We start from the raw sequence: 19968 nt of genomic DNA, 5'->3' as shown, positions 1-19968 counted from the left end.
GGAGGCCGTGGGGTGGCCTGTCGGCTCACGTGCGCGAGTCAGCGCACGTGCGCGAAGCGGACGTCGGTCAGTTCGCCCACGAAGGACCGCCAGGCCCCGGTGCCGAAGAGCAGCGCGGGCCCTGCCGTGTCCTTCGAGTCGCGTACGGCGAGCAGCTCCGCGTTCAAGCGGGCCGTCTCCACGCAGTTGTTCGTTCCGGCGCTGTGGCTGCTGCTGCGCCAGGGGCCGTAGGGATGAACGGAAAGAGAAATGTGCGGGCAGCGGGGCAGTGCGGTCATGGCGCCTCCTCACGCGCCATCGCCGGCCTGCTGGGCAGCGGCGATCCGGGCAATGAAAGCCGACGATTTCTCGTACGAGAGGGCGTGCCCCCGCAGCGTCGCGAAAGCATCGCTGTACGCCCTTACATCTTCTCGCTGTTCGAGGTAGAGGCTACTCGTCAAATGGTCGATAACAACCACGTCCATGTCACCGGTTGGCGGAAAGGAGAAAATAACGAAAGGGCCGATGGTGCCAGTGTGCACACCGGCCGTGAAAGGCAGCACCTGGAGGCGCACGTGCGGCAGCCCGGCCATCCGCGTCAGGTGGCGGAGCTGGGCCGCCATCACCGCAGAGGAGCCGACCGTCCGCCGTAGGACGGCCTCCTCCAACACGACCCACAGCTCCAACGGCCGGTGGCCGCGCAGCACTTCCTGCCGCGCCAGACGCACCTCGACCAGCGCCTCCACCCGCCCGTCCGGCAGCCCCGGCAGCGCCGCCCGGGTCACCGCCCGCGCGTAGTCCGGCGTCTGCAACAGCCCGGGGACCAGCCCGGTCTCCAGTGTGCGGGCCCACGACGCCTCCGCCTCCAGGCTGATGAAGTCCCGGTAGACGGGCGGCAGCACATCGCGGTAGCTGTGCCACCAGCCGCGCCGGTCGCGGCCGGTGCCGTCCCCCGCGTCCCCGCCGCACAGCGCCGTCAGCAGGGCGCGCAGCTCCGCGTCCACGACGCCGTACGCGTCCAACAGGCGCTGTACATCGGCGGGTTTGACGCCGCTGCGTCCGGTCTCGATCCGGCTGATCTTGGACTGGTGCCAGTCCACCAGCCGTGCCGCCTGACAACTGGTGAGTCCGCTCAGCGCCCGCTGGCGCCGTAACTCCGCGCCCAGCTTGCGGCGGCGTACGGCGGGCCCGTAATGCATACGTCCTCCCTTGAGGCAACGTATACGCGCATCGGCCCTCATATAGGACGTGCCGCATACAACGTATCTGGTACGACTACTGTTCCGTACGACATCAACAGATCAGTGTGCCGTCCAAATCCGGTCCCGCGTAGCAAAGTTCACTGCTTCGAGCGACAGATATATGCATATCCAGGTGGATCGCCCGCAGCGACGAGAGCATGAGTGGCAGTCTGGCGCAAAGCAGTGATCCGGGGCCCGGCGGCTCGGCGACGGCTCGACGGTGCCATACCGTCAAGCGTGCCGCGAAGTCGGGTGCCGGCGGAAAGGGACGGCGTCGCGATGGCAGACCACCAGGAATCATCCCTCACCCTGCCGAGCGTGCCGGCCTCGGTCGCCGCGGCTCGCAGGTTCGTGACAGGTGTACTGGCCGACTGGGGACTGCCGTCCGACGCGGAGACCATCGACGTCACCCGTCTGATCGTCTCGGAACTGTCCACCAACGCCATCCAGCACACCTTCGGCCAGTCGCCCGACTTCACCGTCGAGGTCCAGCTCGACCGCGACGAGCAACTGCGGGTCGGCGTCACCGACAGCCACCCCCGCTGGCCCCAGCGCCTGCCGGCCGCCGTCCAGCAGGACAACGGCCGCGGCATGGTCATCGTCCGCTTCCTCGCCGCCGAATCGGGCGGCAGAGTCATGGTCACTCCCACCGACTGCGGCGGCAAGACGGTCTGGATCGTCCTTCCCTGGCCCCGCCCGGGAACCTGACGTCCCGGGGACGGCGGCCGGTTCGGTTACGCAGAGGTGTCGTCGGCGACCGGCCGCCCGAGGACGGAGATCGCCCCGGCGGGGCAGAGCAGGGCGGCCTCGTGCACGGCCGGCCGGTGCGGGTCCGGCGGCCGGCGGGTCAGGAGCAGCACACGGCCGTCTTCCGGATCCTGGTCGAACACCTCGGGAGCGGTCAGTGCGCACATCCCGGCGCCGACACAGCGGTCGCGGTCGAGGGAGACGTCCATGGTCAGCGCTCGTCCCAGGTGACAGGGAGGCTGTGCACGCCGTAGATGCCCGCATGGGCGCGCAGGGGCACCTGCTCGGGCGGTACGGCCAGGCGCAGGGTGGGGAAGCGGGTGACCAGGGCGGGGAAGGCCACGCGCATTTCGACGCGGGCCAGTTGCTGCCCCAGACACTGGTGGATGCCGTGGCCGAAGCTCAGGTGCCCGGTGGCCTTGCGGTGCAGGTCGAGGGTGTCGGGGTCGGGGAAGCGCAGCGGGTCGCGGTTGGCGGCCTGGACGGAGACGGTGACCGACTCGCCGGCCCTGATCAGCCGACCGTCCACCTCGACGTCCTCCAGGGCCGACCGGACCATGGGGTCGGCGATGCTCAGGTAGCGCAGCAGCTCCTCCACGGCCTGGTCGGCCAGGCTTGGATCGGCCCGCAGGGCGGCGAGCTGACCGGGGTTGCGCAGCAGGGCGAAGGTGCCCAGCGCCAGCATGCTGGTGGTGGTGTCCAGACCGGCGGCCAGCAGGAAGGCGCCGACGCCGGCGAGTTCCTCGTCGGTGAGGTCGGAGGTGGCCAGATCACCGAGCAGGTCGTCGGTGGGCTCCGAGCGCTTGGCCCGCACCAGCTCGTGGATGTACTCCTGCAGCGCGTGGTAGGCGGCCATCATTTCTTCGGGGGTGGTCTCACGTTCCATCACCGTCGCCGTGAGCCGTTGGAAGTGGTCCCGGTCGGCGTAGGGCACACCCAGCAGTTCGCAGATCATCAGGGCGGGTACCGGCCGCGCGAACGCCTCCACCAGGTCCACCGGGCCGCCCCGGCGCTCCATGGCGTCGAGGTGTTCGGCGGTGATCTGCCCGACGCGCTCGGTGAGCAGCCTCATGCGCCGTACGGTGAACTTGCCCATGAGCAGCCGCCGGTAGCGGGTGTGCTCGGGGGCGTCCATCCCGGTGAGGTCCCCCGGCGGGGCCGGAGGTATCTCGGAGGGGGCGTCCGGCACCAGGGCGTGCAGGAGTTCGTACCGCGAGCTGAAGCGGGGGTCCGACAGCACCGCGCGGGCCGCGGAGTGGCCGGTGACCAGCCAGCCGAGGTGCCCGTCGGGGTAGCGCATACGGATGAGCGGCTGCCGCTCGCGCACCTTTGCCAGTTCGGCGGGCGGATCGAAGGGGCAGCCCGTGGTCCGGTCCGTCGGCAGCGTCACCGCCTCGGCGGAAGGGGCTGTGGTCACAGTCGTCTCACCGGGCGCGTGGGTGGACGGTTCTGGCCGCATGGCAGGTCTCCTCGGAGATGGAATGCGAAGGCGAATGCGAAGAGCGGGCCGGGACGGGGTCCGCTCAGTCGTGACGCCACTATGGCATCACGTTGGCGTCGCAGCAAGAGTGGATGGCGCTCGAATGGTGTGCACGTGGCGCTATGACGGCACCGTGAAGGTGCCATCTGGGCGCTACGTGGGAGGGGTGGGTCGCCTGCCGTTACCCGCGCGTACTGCGGGTGTCGCCCCCGTACCCGTCCTGGTCGCCCGCACGGTCCGCCGCCCCGGGTCCCGGCCCGGCCCGCTCGTGGTCGTGCCCGTTGCGGCGTCCCAGTACGCGCGGCAGGAAGGCCCACAGCGCGGCGCACGCCAGCAGCGTCGCGGCCCCCGCCGCCACGCCCGCGGCCCGGTTCAGCACCACGTCGACGACCAGAGTCACGGCGCCGGCCAGGGCCACCGCCACCGCCGCCATGCCCGCTCCCGCGAGCCGGGCGGACACCATCACGACCAGGCGTTTCTCGCGCCGCTGGAAGAGCATCCGGTGGGTGGCGACCGGCGCGGTCAGCAGTACGGCCGCCAGCACGGCCAGCAGCAGCGTCCCGACGTACGTCGCCCGCTGGACCGTGTCCAGGGACACGAAGCGCGGAGTGAAGGCCAGGGTCAGCAGAAACGCGAAGAGGATCTGTACGCCGGTCTGCATGACCCGCAGTTCCTGGAGCAGTTCGGAGAAGTTGCGGTCGTAACGCTCCAGCGCGGTCTCGTGGCGTTCCTGCGCGTCCTCCTGGCGCTCCTCGCGTCCGCCGGCGCCGGGGTCCGGCGTCCCGGGGCGGTCGGTGGGACGGTCCATTCCGTACGAGTAGCCAGCGGTGCGGCAATCAGTCGGAACGACCCACGAACGGCGGCTGCCGCGCCCCGCCGGCCCGTACGTCCGCCGAAGGTCCATGCCGGGGGAAAACGAGGGTGTGTTCCTGTTCCGCCCCGCCGTTCCCGGCGGGGCGGAACAGGAACAGGAGTTGGCGCCCGGGTCAGCGCACCCGGCCGTACAGGACGCTGCGCGTCCATATCTTCTGCAGGCGCACCACGTCACCGGTCTTGGGCGCGTGCCAGATGCGTCCGCTCCCGGCGTATATCCCCACGTGGTATATGCCCCCACGGGAATAGAAGAAGACCAGGTCACCGCGTGCGCGGGAGGATGCGGGGACATGGCGGGTGCGGTTGTACTGCGACGCGGCGGTGCGGGGGAGTTTCTTGCCCGCGCGCTTGAACGAGTACAGCGTCAGGCCCGAGCAGTCGAAGCGGTACGGGCCCGTCGCGCCGTACTGGTAGGGAGCCCCTTTCTTCGAGGCGGCGATCCGCAGCGCTTTGGCGGAGGCCGAGGCGGCCTGCGCCTCCGCCGTCCCACCGGGGATCATCATCGTCCCGGCGGCCGTGGCGAGGGCGAGAGCGGAGATCACTCCCGCCCGCACCGGCATCCCGGAAACGCGAACGTGCGCAGCCATGCGCAACCCTTCGTCAGCCGCCTGCGAAGGAGAACCTGTCGGGTTCGGGCAGGCGAAGATGCCCGGCCGTGGCTCCGGCTTCACCCCAAGGGGCCGTCGGCTTCGCCGGCCGACGGTCCCGTCGTGCTCGGGTCCTCCGCTCCTGCCGATCAGGCGCATCGACCGGACGCCCGGCACGGCGGCAGGATTCGGCGCCCGTCCGGACCGCCCCACCGCTGTGGCGGGGGCTTGTCGTCGAGAGGGATCGTCACCCGGCGGCGGCAGGATGCCGAGCCGAAACGGCCGTATGTGAGGCTGGTCACGACTGACCCGTTCAGGTGGACAACGCCCGCTTCGTGCCCGGGCCGCGACCCGTGAGGACCCCCGCACCAGGCGCGGAGCGGATCATTCCGGATGTTGTGTGCGCGTGTTGCGCAACCGCACTCCCGCAAAAGCCGGGACCCTGACTACACCGAACGGGCGAGCGAACCCCGGTCGCCTGTCAGTCCCGTGTGCCCTTTGGCGAAGGGGTGTGCGCTCCGCTGCCGGTGGGGGAGCCGGTCGTCCCCGGGGCGGGCGATGCGACGGGCACGCGCCGGCCGCAGCCGCTGTTCCGCGGTCGTTCGCCGGCCCCGTCACTTCTGGGCGGGCGGCACCGTCACCAGGCGGGCGCGGCGCTCGCCGTCCAGCACCCGCAGCGCCCGCGTCAGCGTCGCGGCGTGCAGTTCGCTCTCGCCGCGCCGGTGCATCAGCGTCAGCGCGTCCCGCAGGTCCGTTGCCTTGGCGACCAGGGCCTGCGCGGCCCGCAGCCCGCCGTAAGTGGCCCCGCCCCGGCTCGGGTTGATACGGCCCAGCAGGTCCAGCACTGCCAGGTAGCTGTCGATGAACTCGCCCTCGGCCCGGGTCAGCGCGGGCAGCGGCGGCAACTCGGGCGGCAGCATCCCGCTCATCTCGTCCCCCTCATGCGTCCCATTCCCTCGTGCGTCCCATTCCCTCGTGCGCTCCGCTCACTACGCGGCCGGCGCCACGGCCGGCCGCTTGCGACTGCCGGTCAGCCCGTCGATGAGTCCGTACTCCAGCGCCCCCGCGCGTCGAATATCTTGTCGCGTTCGATGTCGGCGGCGATCTGCTCGGCGGGCCGGCCGGTGTGCCGTACGAGCATCTCCTCCAGCATCGCCCGGCTGCGCAGCAGTTCCGCGGCCTTGACCTGCAAGTCGGAAGCCTGTCCCTGGATCGGCTCGCTCAGGGACGGCTGATGGATCAGGATGCGCGCACGCGGCAGGGCGAACCGCTTGCCCGGGGCGCCCGCGGCCAGCAGCACCGCCGCGGCCGAGGCGGCCTGTCCCAGGCAGTAGGTCTGGATGTCGCAGGAGACGAACTGCATCGTGTCGTAAATGGCGCTCATCGCGGTCAACGAGCCGCCGGGGGAGTTGATGTAGAGCGAGATGTCGCGCCCCGGGGCGTCGTAGTCGAGGTGGACGAGCTGCGCGATCACGTCGTTGGCGACGGTGTCGTCGACCGGGGCGCCGAGGAAGACCACACGCTCACTGAGCAGCTTGGAGTACGGGTCCATGGTGCGGACCCCGTAAAAGGTGCGTTCGGTGAACTCCGGAAGGACATGGCGGGCCGTGGGGCGGTCCATGGCGACTCCTCTGCTCTGTACGTGCTCCGTACGCGTCCCGTACGTGTCCGCACGCGCCGATGTAAAAAATGTACAGGACGTACGTCCTGGCAGAAGTGAGCATGACTCGCCCGCAGAGGGAAGGCAAGCGGTCACAGCGGTCTTGGGCGCTCGCCCACAGCGAAAGTCCCGGCGCACGACATGAGGGGTCATGCGGCGGAACAGGGCGTCATGAGCCACAGATGGCAGGGAAGTTGGGAACGCCGGGCCCGGTACGGACCGGCCGGCCGCCGTGCGGTTACGATCCCCTGACCTCAGCCTGCCGCTGATCTCAGCCCGCTGCCGTAAGGAGCCGTCTGCCATGGCCACTGCTTCCGCATCCCCCGCGCGCGTACGGCGTGTGGAAGTGCCGCGAGCGCTGCGGGCCCGCGAAGACCTCGCGGGGTACCACTACGCGTCGGCCTTCGCGTCACCTGTGCCGGACGGCCGGCCGCTGACGCCGGAGCAGTGGGCACGGGTCACGTTCGAGACGGCCCCGCTTCCCATGCGGTGGTGCCTGATGCTGGGGTGGACCGGTGTACTGGGGCTGCGGCTGGGCCCGAAGTCCTCCCCGCGGCACGTCCTGGGATGGCGGGTGACGCGTCCCGGTCCCGGCTCGGTCACCCTGGAAGCACCCTCCCGGCTGGTCGACGCGCACAACGTCGTGCTGGTGGAGGACGCGCAGATCCTGTGGGCCACCACCGTGCGCTTCAAGGGGCGGGCCGGCCGGGTGGCGTGGGGGGTGGCGGCGCCGGTCCACCACCTGATGGTCCCCCTGCTGCTGCGGCGCGCGCTCCGGTCCGCCGCAGGCCGCCGCCGGACCGCACCGGGCTCCCGGTCGGCGGCTTAGGAGCGACGCGACGGCGGCGATGCGCGACGGTACGCCGATCTGCGACCGGGCCATGATCCGGCCCTGGTCCGGCCCTGGTCCGGGGGTCGGTCCGGTGCCCGGACCCTCGTCCCGCTCCCCGCAATCCGTGTTGCCATTCGCGGGACAAGACGGTGCAATGACGTGCATGGACCACTCACCAGCCATCGCCCGGGCCCTGACCGAGGTCGGCCCGCGCCTCAAGCGGCTGCGGACCCAGCGCGGCGTGACCCTGGCGGCGCTGTCCGAGGCCACCGGCATCTCCAAGAGCACCCTGTCCCGGCTGGAGTCCGGCCTGCGCCGGCCCAGCCTGGAACTGCTGCTTCCGCTCGCCCAGGCACACCAGGTCGCCCTTGACGAACTGGTCGGCGCCCCCGCGGTCGGTGACCCCCGGGTCCGCCTGACGCCCCAGCGCGTACACGGCAACACCGTGGTGCCGCTGACCCGGCACCCCGGGCCGCTCCAGACCTACAAGATGGTCATACCGGCCGAGCGGAACACGCCGGACCCGCGCACCCACGAGGGGTACGAGTGGCTGTACGTCCTGGCGGGCCGGCTGCGTCTGGTCCTGGCCGACCACGACCTGGTCATGGGGCCGGGGGAGGTGGCCGAGTTCGACACCCGGTTGCCGCACTGGTTCGGCAGCGCCGGTGACGGCCCCGTCGAGGTTCTCAGCCTCTTCGGCCGCCAGGGCGAGCGCATGCACGTACGTGCCAAGCCCCGTCCCAAGGAGCGGTCCGATCCCTGACCGCCGGCCTGCGCCACGACCGCCGGGCCGGGGGCGAGCAGGGGCACGGCGTACGCCGGACCGTCCACGGCCATGGACACATAAACTGTGAGCATGACCTACGAGATTCCGGTGACGCAAGCCCGTGCAGAGCTCGCGGATCTGATCAACCGCGTCGTCTACGGCGACGAGCGGGTGGTCGTCACGCGCCACGGGAAGCCCCTGGTGGCGCTGGTGTCCGCCGCCGACCTGCAACGACTCGAAGCGGTCGAGGCAGAGGTGGCGGCCGGGAACGAGCAGGTGATCAGCACGGTCTCCTCGGTGCGGCAGTTGCCGTCCGCTGCCGGCGAACGGCACCGCTTCGGCATCGCGGCGCAGCACCACGGCTCCGCCGCGGCCGAGCACCGCGGCCCGGCCGCCGGGAACCGGCAACCGGGCCGCGAGGGCTGAGCGCGTCACGGCTGCTGACGGAGCGTCAGGAGCTGAGCTTCCACAGGGCGTCGGCGATGGCGTCGCTGTTGTTGTCCAGCGCGGTCTCGTCGATGTTCCGGGCCGTGTCGCAGGCGGCGTGGTAGCAGGGGTCGAACGGCTTGCCCGCCGTGCCGCCCCACTTCTTCGCCTGCTCGTCGGTCTTGACGCGCTCCGCGCCGGAGAACAGGCCGCCGACCGGGACGCCCGCCTCCTTGAAGGGGGCGTGGTCCGAACGGCCGTCGCCCTCCGTCTCGATCTCGGTGGCGATGTTCTTGGCCGCGAACCAGTCCTTGAAGACCTTCTCCAGCCGCGGCTCGTCGTCGTAGACGAAGTAGCCGGGGTTCGGTGAGCCGATCATGTCGAAGTTCAGGTACGCGTCGAGCTTGGCGCGGTCGGCGGCGGCCAGCGTGTCCACATAGTGCCGGGAGCCGACCGTGCCGTCCTCCTCGTCGCCCCACCAGGCGAACCGCAGGTGCTTCGCCGGCTTGAACCCCTCGCGGGAGACCGCGAGGGCGGTCTCCAGGATCGCCGCGGAGGCCGAGCCGTTGTCGTTGACGCCGGGGCCGGCCTTCACCGAGTCCAGGTGCGCCCCGGTCATGACGGTGTGGTCCGCGCTGCCGCCGGGCCAGTCGGCCACGAGGTTGTAGCCCGTGCTGCCGCCGTGGCTGAACTCCTGGACGGAGGTGGTGAAGCCGGCGGCGTCCAGCTTTCCCTTGATGTAGTCGACCGACGCTTTGTAGCCGGGGCCGCCGTGGGCCCGGTTGCCGCCGTTCGCCTCGGCGATCGACTGGAGCTGCTGGAGGTGTGCCTTGACGGCGGCGACGGGGATGTCGGGAGCGGTCGCCGCTGTGGGAGCGGTGGCCTGGGCCCCGGACGCCGTGCCCAGCAGGCCGGCGGCGAGGGCGGTGCACGCACCGGTGGCGAGGGCGGCACGGCGTATTCGTACGGAACGAGTCACGGTGTGGCTCCGATACAGGTGTGGGGGGATGGTGCGGAGCTGATTGACGCGAACATGAGGATTGTGATCGTTTCTCGTCCCGTCAAGAGCGCATACCGGACCGGCTGTTCCGGATATCGGGACACACCGCGTATACGGCGGGACTTCGGGCGTCCCTCATCGGGTCCTGGCGTTAACACCGTCGAAATGCCGCCGAACTAGCCTGTGAGCAGCGGCGCCTGACGATGTGGGACCCGGGGGAATTGATGGCACGGTGCTGGATGTCAGTTTGCTCCTCCTTTAATCAGTGTGTGGTACATCTGCCTTTGCGGGTGTTTTCGCGCCCGTGACCTGGGCCGATGCGCCCGGGGCAGGAAGACGGTGAGGTGGAAGGCATGCAACTGACCCCGCATGAACAGGAACGCCTGATGATTCATGTGGCGGCTGATGTGGCCGAAAAGCGCCGGGCCCGCGGGCTGCGGCTGAACCACCCCGAAGCCGTCGCCCTCCTGACCTCGCACATCCTGGAAGGCGCACGGGACGGCCGGACCGTCGCCGAACTCATGTCCTCCGGCCGCAAGGTGCTCACCCGGGAGGACGTCATGGAAGGCGTCCCCGAGATGATCCACGACGTGCAGGTCGAGGCGACCTTCCCCGACGGCACCAAGCTCGTCACCGTCCACGAACCCATCAACTGACCGGGGAGAGGCCGACCATGATCCCGGGGCAGATTCTCCCCGCCGCCGAACCGGTGCGCCTGAACGAGGGCCTCCCGGTCACCCGCATGACCGTGCTCAACGCCGCCGACCGGCCCGTCCAGGTCGGCTCCCACTACCACTTCGCCGAGGCCAACCCCGGCCTGGACTTCGACCGCGCCGCCGCGCACGGCAAGCGGCTGAACGTGCCCGCCGGGTCCGCCGTACGCTTCGAACCCGGCATCCCCACCGAGGTCGAACTCGTCCCCGTCGGGGGCAAGCGGATCGTCGCGGGCCTGCGCGGCGAGACCAGGGGCCCCCTCGATGGCTGAGCTGACGCGCGCCGCCTACGCCGGCCTGTTCGGCCCGACCACCGGTGACCGCGTCCGCCTCGCCGACACCGACCTCCTCATCGAGATCACCGAGGACCGCTCGGGCGGCCCCGGCCGGGCCGGTGACGAGGCCGTCTTCGGCGGCGGCAAGGTGATCCGCGAGTCGATGGGGCAGTCCCGCGCCACCCGCGCCGAGGGCGCCCCCGACACGGTGATCACCGGGGCGGTGGTGCTGGACCACTGGGGTGTCGTCAAGGCCGACGTGGGCATCCGGGACGGCAGGATCGCCGCACTGGGCAAGGCCGGCAACCCCGACACCATGGACGGCGTCCACCCCGACCTCGTCATCGGCCCGGAGACCGAGATCATCGCGGGCAACGGCAAGATCCTCACCGCCGGCGCCATCGACACCCACGTCCACTTCATCTGCCCGCAGCAGGTGGACGAGGCGCTCGCCTCCGGCGTCACCACGCTCATCGGCGGCGGTACGGGCCCGGCCGAGGGCAGCAAGGCCACCACCGTCACGCCCGGCGCCTGGCACGTCGCCCGGATGCTGGCGTCGATGGACTCCTCGCCGGTCAACGTCGGGCTGCTCGGCAAGGGCAACACCACCTCCCGCGAGTCCCTGCGCGACCAGTTGCGGGCCGGCATCCTCGGCTTCAAGATCCACGAGGACTGGGGCGCGACCCCCGCCGTACTGGACGCGTGTCTGCGCGTGTGCGAGGAGAGCGGCGTCCAGCTCGCCATCCACACCGACACGCTGAACGAGGCCGGGTTCCTCGCCGACACCCTCGCCGCCATCGCGGGCCGCGTCATCCACGCGTACCACGTCGAAGGCGCCGGCGGCGGCCACGCCCCCGACATGATCGCGATGGTCTCCGAGCCGAACGTCCTGCCCGCATCCACCAACCCCACCCGGCCGCACACCCTGAACACCGTCGAGGAACACCTCGACATGCTGATGGTCTGCCACCACCTCAACCCGGCCGTCCCCGAGGACCTGGCCTTCGCCGAGTCCCGCATCCGGCCCTCCACCATCGCGGCCGAGGACATCCTCCACGACCTCGGCGCCATCTCGATCATGTCCTCCGACGCCCAGGCCATGGGCCGCATCGGCGAGGTCGTCCTGCGGACGTGGCAGACCGCGCACGTGATGAAGAAGCGGCGCGGCGCACTGCCCGGCGACCACCTCGCGGACAACCACCGGGCCCGCCGGTACGTCGCCAAATACACCGTCAACCCGGCCGTCGCCCAGGGCATCGACCACGAGGTCGGCTCCGTCGAGGACGGCAAACTCGCCGACCTCGTGCTGTGGGACCCGGCGTTCTTCGGCGTCCGGCCGCACCTGGTCATCAAGGGCGGGCAGATCGCGTACGCGCAGATGGGCGACGCCAACGCCTCCATCCCCACGCCGCAGCCGGTCCTGCCCCGGCCGATGTTCGGCGCCACCGGCCGCGCCCCGGGCGGCAACTCGCTGAACTTCGTGGCCGAGCAGGCCATCGAGGACGGCCTTCCCGAGCGGCTCGGGCTGGGCAAGTCCTTCCGGGCCATCCGCGGCACCCGCGGCCTCACCAAGGCCGACATGCGCAACAACGACGCGCTGCCGCGGGTGCGGGTGGACCCCGACACCTTCACGGTGACCATCGACGGGGACGTGGTCGAACCCGACCCGGCCGCCGAACTGCCCATGGCCCAGCGGTACTTCCTCTTCTGAAACCTACGGACTCCTCTGAACTGCGGTGAACGGTATGGGCGGCGGCGTGGACAGCGACATGGACGGCGGCATGGACGGCGGGATGGACATGCGTACGGGACCGCAGCGCGAAGGACGACGATGAGCCGGGCGGCGCTGCTCGTCCTCGCCGACGGCCGGTTTCCCGCCGGCGGGCACGCCCACTCCGGCGGGGCCGAACCGGCCGTCACCGCCGGACGCATCACGGACGCGCGCTCGCTGGAGGACTTCTGCCGCGGGCGGCTGCACACCACGGGCCTGGTCGCCGCCGCGCTGGCCGCCGCGGCGGCCGGCGGGTACGACCCGCTCCTGCTGGACGAGGCGGCCGACGCCCGTACGCCCGTACCGGCCCTGCGTGCCACCGCCCGGCGGCTGGGGCGCCAGATGATGCGCGCGGCCCGCGCCACCTGGCCCGGCGCCGGACTCGACGCGCTGGCCGCGGCCCGGCCGCGCGGCGCCCACCAGCCCGTCGTGCTGGGCCTGGCGGCCCGGTCGGCCGGGCTCACCCCGCTGGACGCCGCGTACGCCGTCGCGTACGAGACCGTCAGCGGCCCGGCCACCGCGGCCGTACGCCTGCTGAGCCTGGACCCCTTCGACGCCACCGCCGTCCTCGCCCGTCTCACCGCCGACCTCGACCTGGTCGCCGGCCGGGCCGCCGAGGCCGCCGGGCGCCTGCCGCTGGAGGGCGTCGACGTGCTGCCGGCCGCCTCGGCACCGCTGCTGGACATCACCGCCGAGCAGCACGCCGCCTGGCCCGTACGCCTCTTCGCCTCCTGACCACCAGCCCGTACGACACCCCCGGAGCAGCCATGCATCGCGACCACGGCGAGACCTTCCCCGAGCGCCACACCTACAGCGCCGCCGCCCCGCGCCGCGCGGACGGCAGCCGCCGGGCCCTGCGCATCGGCCTGGGCGGGCCGGTGGGCACCGGCAAGACCGCCACCGTCGCCGCGCTGTGCCGGGCGCTGCGCGACGAACTGTCCATCGCGGTGGTCACCAACGACATCTACACCCGTGAGGACGCGGAGTTCCTGCTGCGGGAGGCGGTGCTGCCCGCCGAGCGGATCACGGCCGTGGAGACCGGGGCCTGTCCGCACACCGCCATCCGCGACGACATCTCCGCCAACCTCGAAGCGGTGGAGGACCTGGAGGAGCAGGTGGGGCCGCTGGACCTGATCCTGGTCGAGTCCGGCGGCGACAACCTGACCGCGACCTTCTCCAAGGGCCTGGTCGACGCGCAGATCTTCGTCATCGACGTGGCGGGCGGCGACGACATCCCCCGCAAGGGCGGACCCGGCGTCACCACCGCCGACCTCCTGGTCATCAACAAGACCGATCTCGCCCCTTATGTGGGGGTCGACCTGGAGGGCATGGCACGCGACGCCAAGGCGCAGCGCGGCGAGCTGCCCGTCGCCTTCACCGCGCTGAAGGCCGAGGGCGGGGTCGCACCGGTGGTGGACTGGGTCCGCGCGCGGCTGGCCGACTGGACCGCGGGCCCGGTATGACGCTCGCCCCTCCCGGGGCCCCGCGGCCGGCCGTACCGGACGCGGGGCCCGCACCGGACGGCTCGTCACCGGCATCGATACCGGCGGCACCACCGGCGTCGGCGGCTGCCCCCGCCTCGGCCGGTGGTCTGCGCGCCACCGCCCGTATCACGGCGCGGGCCGACGCGGACGGCGTCACGCGGCTGCCCGTCCTGGACGGCGACGGCCCGCTCGCGCTGCGCCGCATCCGCTCGTACGACACCTACCACTCATGCGCCTCCCGCGATCCCCATGAGGGGAGCGGTGACGGCAGCCGTCCGCATACGCACCAGGCGCGGGTCTGCGTCGTCGGCGCCATGAGCGCCCCGCTCGGCGGCGACCGGCTGCGCATCGAGGTCACCGTCGAGCCGGGCGCCGACCTGCGTGTCACCGCCGCCGCCGCGACCGTCGCCCTCCCCGGCCGGGCGGGCGGGGCCGCGTACTACGACGTGGTGCTGACCGTGGGGGAGGGGGCCCGGCTGGAGTGGCTTCCCGAGCCGCTGGTCTCCGCGGCGGGCAGCGATCTGCGGATGTCCACGACCGTGTGCCTGGCCCCCACCGCGCGCCTGGTGCTGCGGGAGGAACAGGTGCTGGGCCGCAGCGGCGAACGGCCGGGCCGGCTGCGCAGCCGGCTGACGGTCCGCCGGGCCGGACGTCCGCTTCTGGACCAGGAGACGGCGTACGGGGACGGCGTCCCGGGCTGGGACTCCGCGGCCGTCCTGGGCGGCAACCGGGCGACGGGACAACTGCTCGTCGCCGGTCCGGCGCCCGGTGAGGAGCCGGCCGAGGTCCGGTTGCTGGGCGAGGACGGCGGCCAAGGCGTCCGTACGCCGCTGGCCGGACCGGCGGCACTGGTCACCGCCGTCGCGCCGGACGCGCTGCGGCTGCGACGTCTGCTGGACGCCGGTCATGCCGTGCGGTGACGCGCGGGCGCACGGGCGAGCGGTTCCGGGACGCGCGGAGAAGAAGCACACGGCGGAGAAGCACAGGGGGAAGAGGCACACGGCGGAGAAGCACACGGCGAAGAAGCACGTGACACGCCGGGAGTGACTCAGGGCACCTCTTCGGGAACGAGATGGGTCGGAAACGTAATGTTTTCGCGACAGAGCAGAACATTCGCGCCCCAGGTCATCCCATAGGGTCGAGCGGTGATCGAACCTCGAAAAGGGGCACACGCCCGGAACCACGATGCCGCTCCGGCCGACCGGCGGCCCGTCCTCGGCCCCGGCGGGCCGCCGGCCGGCGACGGGCCGTACAACGACGCACCGACTGGGGCCCGATCAGAGGCATCGCGTTCCGGGACATCCCGGTCCGCCCGGTCTACCCGCGCCCCGGACGGACCGGTTTCCGGCGCTGGGTGCCGTCCTGGCGCCAGATGCTGGGCCTGGCCGGTTCCTTCGTCGGCCTGCTGGCCGGTGTGCTGCTGATCATGTACGCGCGTACCGAGATACCCGCCGACCTCAACGCCTTCGCCACCCAGCAGGACAACGTCTACTACTGGGCCGACGGCACCGAGATGGCCCGTACCGGCGACATCAACCGGCAGGACACCCCCCTGGAGAAGGTGCCCGAGAAGGTCCGCTGGGCCGCGCTGGCCGCCGAGAACGAGACCTTCTACTCCGACAGCGGCATCTCGCCCAGCGGCATGGTCCGGGCCGTCTCCAAAATGATCACCGGTGGCAGCACCCAGGGCGGATCGACCATCACGCAGCAGTACGTCAAGAACGCCTACCTCAATCAGGAGCAGACCTTCGGCCGCAAGCTCGACGAGATGTTCATCGCCATCAAGCTCGACAACAAGATGAGCAAGAACGAGATCCTCGAGCGCTACCTGAACACGAGCTGGTACGGGCGCGGCACGTACGGGATCCAGCGGGCCGCCCACGCCTACTACGGCAAGGACGCCTCCCATCTGAACGTGAGCGAGGGCGCCTTCCTCGCCTCGCTCCTGAAGGGCGCGGCCCTGTACGACCCGGCGCTCGGCCACGCCAACCACGAGCGCGCGGTGGAGCGCTGGAGGTGGGTCCTGGACCGGATGGTGGCCATCGGCAAGCTCTCCAAGGAGGAGCGGGCCCGCTACACCCACTTCCCCGAGCCCCAGGCCCCGCCCAAGCCCGCCGGGCTGACCGGTCAGAACGGCTACCTCGTGGAGACCGCCCGGGCCTATGTCAGTGCCCACACCAAGATCTCCGAGAAGGAGTTCGCCCTCGGCGGCTACCAGATCCACACCACCTTCGAGAAGCCCCGGATGACGGCGCTGGCCAAGGCCGTCAAGGAGGCGCGGGACAAGCTGCGGCCGGGCAGCCGCGAGGCCGACCGCAATGTCCGCATCGGTGCCGCGTCGGTGACCACGGACGGCCGGATCGTCGCCCTGTACGGCGGGCCGGACTACCTCCGGCAGGGCTTCAACGACGCCAACTCCTCCGTCGTCCCGGCCGGCAGCGCCTTCACACCGTTCGTCTACGCCGCGGCCCTGCGCGACGGTGTCGAGCGTGAGCGCGGCAAGCCCCGTACCCCCGTCACCCCGGCCACGGTCTACGACGGCAACAACAAGATCACGCTGCTCACCCCGGAGGGGCCCTACTGGGACCGTTCGGGAAAGATCGCCAAGGCGGTGAACGACGGCGACAGGTCCTGGGGCAGGATCACGCTGAAGAACGCGGTCGTGCACTCCGTCAACACCACGATGATGCAACTGGGCATGGACGTGGGACTGGACGAGGTCGGCAAGATGGGCGTGCAGACGGGACTGCTGGAGAGCAGCCTCGGCGAGAAACTGCCGTCCTTCTCGCTCGGCACGGCCACGCCCAGCGCCATCCGCATGGCCGACGCGTACGCCACCTTCGCCGGCCAGGGCAGGCACAGCGAGCCGTACTCGGTCGCCAGGCTCACCCGCAACGGCGCCGAGGTGCCCGTGGAGAAGCCGAAGACCGAGCAGGTCCTGCCGCGGTCGGTGGCCGGCTCCGTGGACGACGCGCTGCGCGACGCGGTGCGCCGGGGCACCGCCGTACGGGCCAGGGCCGCGGGCCCGGGCGCGGCCGGCAAGACGGGCACCGCGCAGGACAACAAGTCCGCCTGGTTCGTCGGCTACCGCGGCACGCTCTCCACCGCCGTCTCGCTCGCCCGCATCGACCCCAAGAGCCAGGAACTGCTTCCTCTGGACGGCCTCGGCGGCGCGCCGAAGAAGAACGTCGGCAGCACGTACCCGATCGACATCTGGACCCGGTACATGACCGCCCGCTAGCATCGGGCCCACGACACAGGCCCCGTACGCGCGCGTACGGGGCCTCGTCTTTGCCGAGCTTTGCCGACGTTTGCTGGGCTTTGCCGGCGTTTGCCGGTCCTCAGGGGTCTTTATGGGCGGCGCGAGGTCACTTCACCAGCTCCGACCAGTCCGGGGACTGTGCCGGGTCCAGCCCGCGCAGCCGCTGGAGGACCTGGGGGTCCTGGGCGTCCAGCCAGTCGGCGACCTGTTTGAAGGTGGCGCAGCGCACTTCCTTCCGCTTGCACACCGACTTCATGACGTCCTCGACGGCCTTCATGTAGATGCCGCCGTTCCAGTCCTCGAAGTGGTTGCCGATGAAAAGCGGCGCCCGGCTCCCGTGATAGACGCGCTCGAATCCGTTGAGGTATCCGTCGCGGGTCAGCTTCCGCCACTGCGCGTACTTCGACGGGTCGCCCTTGGTGTTGTCACCGGACTGGTTGTAGAGGAAGTTGAAGTCCATGGACAGGACCTGCTTCTCGCTCTTGGGATAGGGCAGCAGTTGCAGCGGGAAATTCCAGATGCCGTTGGCCTTGGACGGCCATATCTGGAAGTCGCCGGGCGAGCTGGCGTCATACCGCCAGCCGAACGTCTTGGCCGCCGCCAGCAGATTCTGCTGGCCCTCCAGGCACGGCGCGCGCCCGCCCGCCAGCTCCTTCTTGTAGTCGAAGGGCAGCGGGGGCAAATCGGTGTACCCGGTGTTCGTCTTCCAGTTCTGCACGAAGGAATACGACTGCGCTATCTCGCTCTTCCACTCCGCCGGGCTCCAGTCGCCGCCGCCCTTGGGGCCGCAGAAGTGACCGTTGAAGTGCGTGCCTATCTCGTTGCCGTCCAGCCAGGCGCCGCGGAGCTGCCGCAAGGTGTCCTTGATGTGCTCGTTCGTCGCGTACGAGATGGCCGAGGCGCCCGGTTTGTGCTGCGGCGGGCGGTACATCGTCGCCTTCGACTTCGGCAGCAGATAGGTGCCGGTGAGGAAGAAGGTCATCTGGGCGTCGTTCTGCCGGGCAGCCTCGCGGAAATGCGAGAAGAGGTGGTCGTCGCCCTCCAGCGCGCCGTCCCAGGAGAAGACCACGAACTGCGGCGGCCTCTCACCCGGCTTCAGCTTCTTGGGCTTGGGCTGTTTGGGCTGCGGCCCCGTATAGGACGTCGAGCCGTCACCCAGCACCTTGACCTTGCCGTCCCACTTCTCCTCGGGTTTGCCGGCTTTCTTCCCGTCGCTCTCCAGCGGGGCCTGTTTCCCCTGGGCGGCGCTCGGGGACGGCGACGCGGAACTCTTCTCGCCGTCCGTTTCACCGGAGCCGCAGGCCGACAGCCCGAGGGCGAGAGCGGCCACGGTGAGCAGAGCCGGCGCGCCGTGCACGGTCCTTTTCGACAATTTCCCACTCCCTGGCAGCACACACATGTTTGCTCTGAGTATCACAGGAAGCTACAGGACCCTCGTCCGCCCCTGGGGTCTCATGTGCCGATTCCCAGGTTCTCCTGCGTCTCGCGCGGGGTGGGAGGCGCGGACGGGCCGTGGCGGCCGGGCCCGTCGGCGGGTCCGCCCGGCGGCGGAGGGCCGCCGGGCGGTGCCGTCCTTACGGACGGGCCCGTCAGGTGCGGTAGGCGTAGTAGATCGCGTTCGGGTAGGACGCGATGATGCTCGCCACCGACTTCCGGTAGGTGTTGGTCGAGTGGTACGTCAGGTACGGGACGCCGTAGCGGCTGCGGTACGTCGTCATCATGGAGTGGTCCTTGGACCCGTCACGGTCGAAGTCCATCTGCAGGACGTCGCCGACCTCCATCTGGTAGACGTTCGACAGGCTGGTCACGCGCTTGGAGTTCAGCGCGTACCACGACCACTCGTTGACCCCGAGCCAACTGTCGGACTGGCCGGAGGCGGAGTACCACCACTTGTGGTAGTCCGAGGCCGAGCCGGTCTCCGGCTTCCAGCCGCCCGCCTTCAGGGACTGGCTCAGGAAGTTGGTGCAGTCGCCGCCGTCCGCGTTGAACTTTCGGTAGGCGGGGTTGTAGTTCCGCCAGTACTTCTCCGCGTACGCCGCCATGGCCGCGTAGTTGTAGCCGGCGGTCGTCTGCCGCTTCGGCACCTGCCGGGCGGGCCACGAGGTGGCGGCGCGCGGCGCGTCGGGCGTGCTGGGCGCGGCGGCCACCGGCGCGGTACGCAGCGCGGGAGCGTTGATCGCGCCGGGTCCGCTGTCCTTGGACCGGATGCCGGTCAGCTCCCACTTGCCGCCCGGGGTGGCGGTGAAGGTCACCTCGTGGCGGGCCTTGAAGCCGGTGGTGCCCGGCTCGTCACCGCGGATCTTCTTGTACGTCAGCGTGGTGGTCTCGGTGATCTGCGCGGTGGCGCGGCGGCCCTTGACCTGGGTGCTGTCCACGGTGACCCGGGTGTCGCCGGCGGTGTACGCCTCACCGAGGGCGGCCAGCCGCTTCTTGCGGCTGTGCAGCGAGGAGACGCCCGCGTGCTCCGTGTGCTCCAGGCCCTGCGACAGACGGACCTGGCCGGGGAGCGGGGCTATGTGCCGTGCCGCCGTCCGGCTGTCCACCATCGCCGCCGTACGCTTGGTCAGCACGGCGTCGGCGGCCCGGCCGAAGGCGTCGACCGTCGCCTTGTCCACGCGCGGAGCGGCGGGTTCCGGTGTCGTCGTCGCGGTCGCGGAGGGCAGGACCACCGCTGCCACGGCCACGGACAGCGCCGCGCCGATGGCGCATCTCAGTGTTGTTCGATTCACGTAGTTTCCCCTTGTCATCCCGGCTCACCTGGGCCGGGAGGGGGAATCTTCGCACGAACCATCACCCGGATGGATCAGTGGTTCCGGGAAAGATTCGTACAAGGGCCGGGCGGTCCCGTGATCACTGTCCGTACGGCCCGGTG

At 70.9% G+C, this 19968-nt stretch carries 21 protein-coding genes, 1 pseudogene and 1 riboswitch; of the genes and pseudogenes, 11 read left to right on the top strand and 11 right to left on the bottom strand.

Annotated elements, in window-relative coordinates; translation table 11 throughout:
• Positions 1–38: 38 nt before the first annotated feature.
• Both KGS77_RS01850 and KGS77_RS01845 read right to left on the bottom strand, forming a co-directional pair.
• A complete protein-coding gene (locus KGS77_RS01850; RefSeq protein WP_242578368.1) occupies positions 39–278 on the bottom strand; it encodes a DUF397 domain-containing protein in 240 nt (79 codons plus the stop codon).
• Positions 279–287: 9 nt separating this feature from the next.
• Positions 288–1178: a helix-turn-helix transcriptional regulator gene (locus KGS77_RS01845; protein WP_242578367.1), complete on the bottom strand. Its 891-nt coding sequence runs from the start codon at positions 1176–1178 to the stop codon at positions 288–290.
• Between the two features lie 321 nt (positions 1179–1499).
• Between KGS77_RS01845 and KGS77_RS01840 the strand changes: the two genes are divergently transcribed.
• Positions 1500–1928, top strand: a complete 429-nt coding sequence (locus KGS77_RS01840) for an ATP-binding protein (protein WP_242578366.1) — start codon at positions 1500–1502, stop codon at positions 1926–1928.
• Positions 1929–1954: 26 nt separating this feature from the next.
• Here the strand turns inward: KGS77_RS01840 and KGS77_RS01835 are convergent, their stop codons facing one another.
• From KGS77_RS01835 to KGS77_RS01810, 6 genes and pseudogenes are all read right to left on the bottom strand, one after another.
• A complete protein-coding gene (locus KGS77_RS01835; protein WP_242578365.1) occupies positions 1955–2176 on the bottom strand; it encodes a ferredoxin in 222 nt (73 codons plus the stop codon).
• A gap of 2 nt (positions 2177–2178) precedes the next feature.
• Positions 2179–3426: a cytochrome P450 gene (locus tag KGS77_RS01830; RefSeq protein WP_242578364.1), complete on the bottom strand. Its 1248-nt coding sequence runs from the start codon at positions 3424–3426 to the stop codon at positions 2179–2181.
• Positions 3427–3628: 202 nt separating this feature from the next.
• Positions 3629–4255, bottom strand: coding sequence for a DUF6328 family protein (locus KGS77_RS01825; RefSeq protein WP_242578363.1), 627 nt, complete (start codon positions 4253–4255; stop codon positions 3629–3631).
• A gap of 178 nt (positions 4256–4433) precedes the next feature.
• A complete protein-coding gene (locus KGS77_RS01820; protein WP_242578362.1) occupies positions 4434–4907 on the bottom strand; it encodes a C40 family peptidase in 474 nt (157 codons plus the stop codon).
• Positions 4908–4910: 3 nt separating this feature from the next.
• A riboswitch (cyclic di-AMP (ydaO/yuaA leader) is annotated at positions 4911–5073 on the bottom strand.
• 448 nt (positions 5074–5521) lie between these two features.
• Positions 5522–5827, bottom strand: a complete 306-nt coding sequence (locus KGS77_RS01815; RefSeq protein ID WP_242587245.1) for a hypothetical protein — start codon at positions 5825–5827, stop codon at positions 5522–5524.
• A 69-nt stretch (positions 5828–5896) separates the two neighbouring features.
• Positions 5897–6528: pseudogene (locus tag KGS77_RS01810) on the bottom strand (ATP-dependent Clp protease proteolytic subunit).
• A gap of 340 nt (positions 6529–6868) precedes the next feature.
• On the opposite strand from KGS77_RS01810, the gene KGS77_RS01805 reads away from it, so the two are divergent.
• From KGS77_RS01805 to KGS77_RS01795, 3 genes are all read left to right on the top strand, one after another.
• A complete protein-coding gene (locus KGS77_RS01805) occupies positions 6869–7396 on the top strand; it encodes a DUF2867 domain-containing protein (RefSeq protein WP_242578361.1) in 528 nt (175 codons plus the stop codon).
• Positions 7397–7562: 166 nt separating this feature from the next.
• On the top strand, positions 7563–8162 hold the full coding sequence (locus tag KGS77_RS01800; protein WP_242578360.1) for an XRE family transcriptional regulator: 600 nt from the start codon (positions 7563–7565) through the stop codon (positions 8160–8162).
• Positions 8163–8255: 93 nt separating this feature from the next.
• Positions 8256–8591 carry a type II toxin-antitoxin system Phd/YefM family antitoxin gene (locus KGS77_RS01795; RefSeq protein WP_242578359.1) on the top strand — a complete coding sequence of 112 codons (336 nt, stop codon included), beginning with the start codon at positions 8256–8258 and terminating at the stop codon, positions 8589–8591.
• A gap of 25 nt (positions 8592–8616) precedes the next feature.
• On the opposite strand, the gene KGS77_RS01790 is transcribed toward KGS77_RS01795, so the two are convergent.
• Entirely contained in the window at positions 8617–9570 is a 954-nt protein-coding gene (locus tag KGS77_RS01790; protein WP_242578358.1) for a M28 family metallopeptidase, read from the bottom strand.
• Positions 9571–9944: 374 nt separating this feature from the next.
• On the opposite strand from KGS77_RS01790, the gene KGS77_RS01785 reads away from it, so the two are divergent.
• The 7 genes from KGS77_RS01785 to KGS77_RS01755 all read left to right on the top strand — a co-directional run bounded on the left by KGS77_RS01785 (position 9945) and on the right by KGS77_RS01755 (position 17075).
• Entirely contained in the window at positions 9945–10247 is a 303-nt protein-coding gene (locus KGS77_RS01785) for an urease subunit gamma (RefSeq protein ID WP_242578357.1), read from the top strand.
• Positions 10248–10264: 17 nt separating this feature from the next.
• Positions 10265–10576 carry an urease subunit beta gene (locus tag KGS77_RS01780; protein WP_242578356.1) on the top strand — a complete coding sequence of 104 codons (312 nt, stop codon included), beginning with the start codon at positions 10265–10267 and terminating at the stop codon, positions 10574–10576.
• Positions 10569–12290, top strand: a complete 1722-nt coding sequence (locus KGS77_RS01775) for an urease subunit alpha (RefSeq protein ID WP_242578355.1) — start codon at positions 10569–10571, stop codon at positions 12288–12290. The genes KGS77_RS01780 and KGS77_RS01775 overlap by 8 nt, the downstream gene beginning before the upstream one ends.
• Positions 12291–12410: 120 nt before the next feature.
• Complete coding sequence (locus KGS77_RS01770) at positions 12411–13085, top strand: urease accessory UreF family protein (protein WP_242578354.1); 675 nt, start codon at positions 12411–12413, stop codon at positions 13083–13085.
• A gap of 32 nt (positions 13086–13117) precedes the next feature.
• A complete protein-coding gene (gene ureG / locus KGS77_RS01765; RefSeq protein WP_242578353.1) occupies positions 13118–13813 on the top strand; it encodes an urease accessory protein UreG in 696 nt (231 codons plus the stop codon).
• A complete protein-coding gene (locus KGS77_RS01760; RefSeq protein ID WP_242578352.1) occupies positions 13810–14754 on the top strand; it encodes an urease accessory protein UreD in 945 nt (314 codons plus the stop codon). Before ureG ends, KGS77_RS01760 begins: the two co-directional genes overlap by 4 nt.
• A 452-nt stretch (positions 14755–15206) precedes the next feature.
• The gene (locus KGS77_RS01755) at positions 15207–17075 is read left to right on the top strand and encodes a transglycosylase domain-containing protein (protein ID WP_242587244.1); all 1869 of its coding nucleotides are present in this window, start codon (positions 15207–15209) and stop codon (positions 17073–17075) included.
• A gap of 127 nt (positions 17076–17202) precedes the next feature.
• On the opposite strand, the gene KGS77_RS01750 is transcribed toward KGS77_RS01755, so the two are convergent.
• Positions 17203–18468 (bottom strand): hypothetical protein, encoded by a 1266-nt coding sequence (locus KGS77_RS01750; RefSeq protein ID WP_242578351.1) that lies wholly within the window; start codon positions 18466–18468, stop codon positions 17203–17205.
• 217 nt (positions 18469–18685) lie between these two features.
• Positions 18686–19843: an amidase domain-containing protein gene (locus KGS77_RS01745; RefSeq protein WP_242578350.1), complete on the bottom strand. Its 1158-nt coding sequence runs from the start codon at positions 19841–19843 to the stop codon at positions 18686–18688.
• Positions 19844–19968 lie beyond the last annotated feature (125 nt).

The sequence above is a fragment of the Streptomyces sp. MST-110588 genome (assembly GCF_022695595.1).
GTDB lineage: Bacteria > Actinomycetota > Actinomycetes > Streptomycetales > Streptomycetaceae > Streptomyces.
Note: the sequence above shows the minus strand (reverse complement) of the source record. Positions and strands in the feature narration are given on the sequence as shown.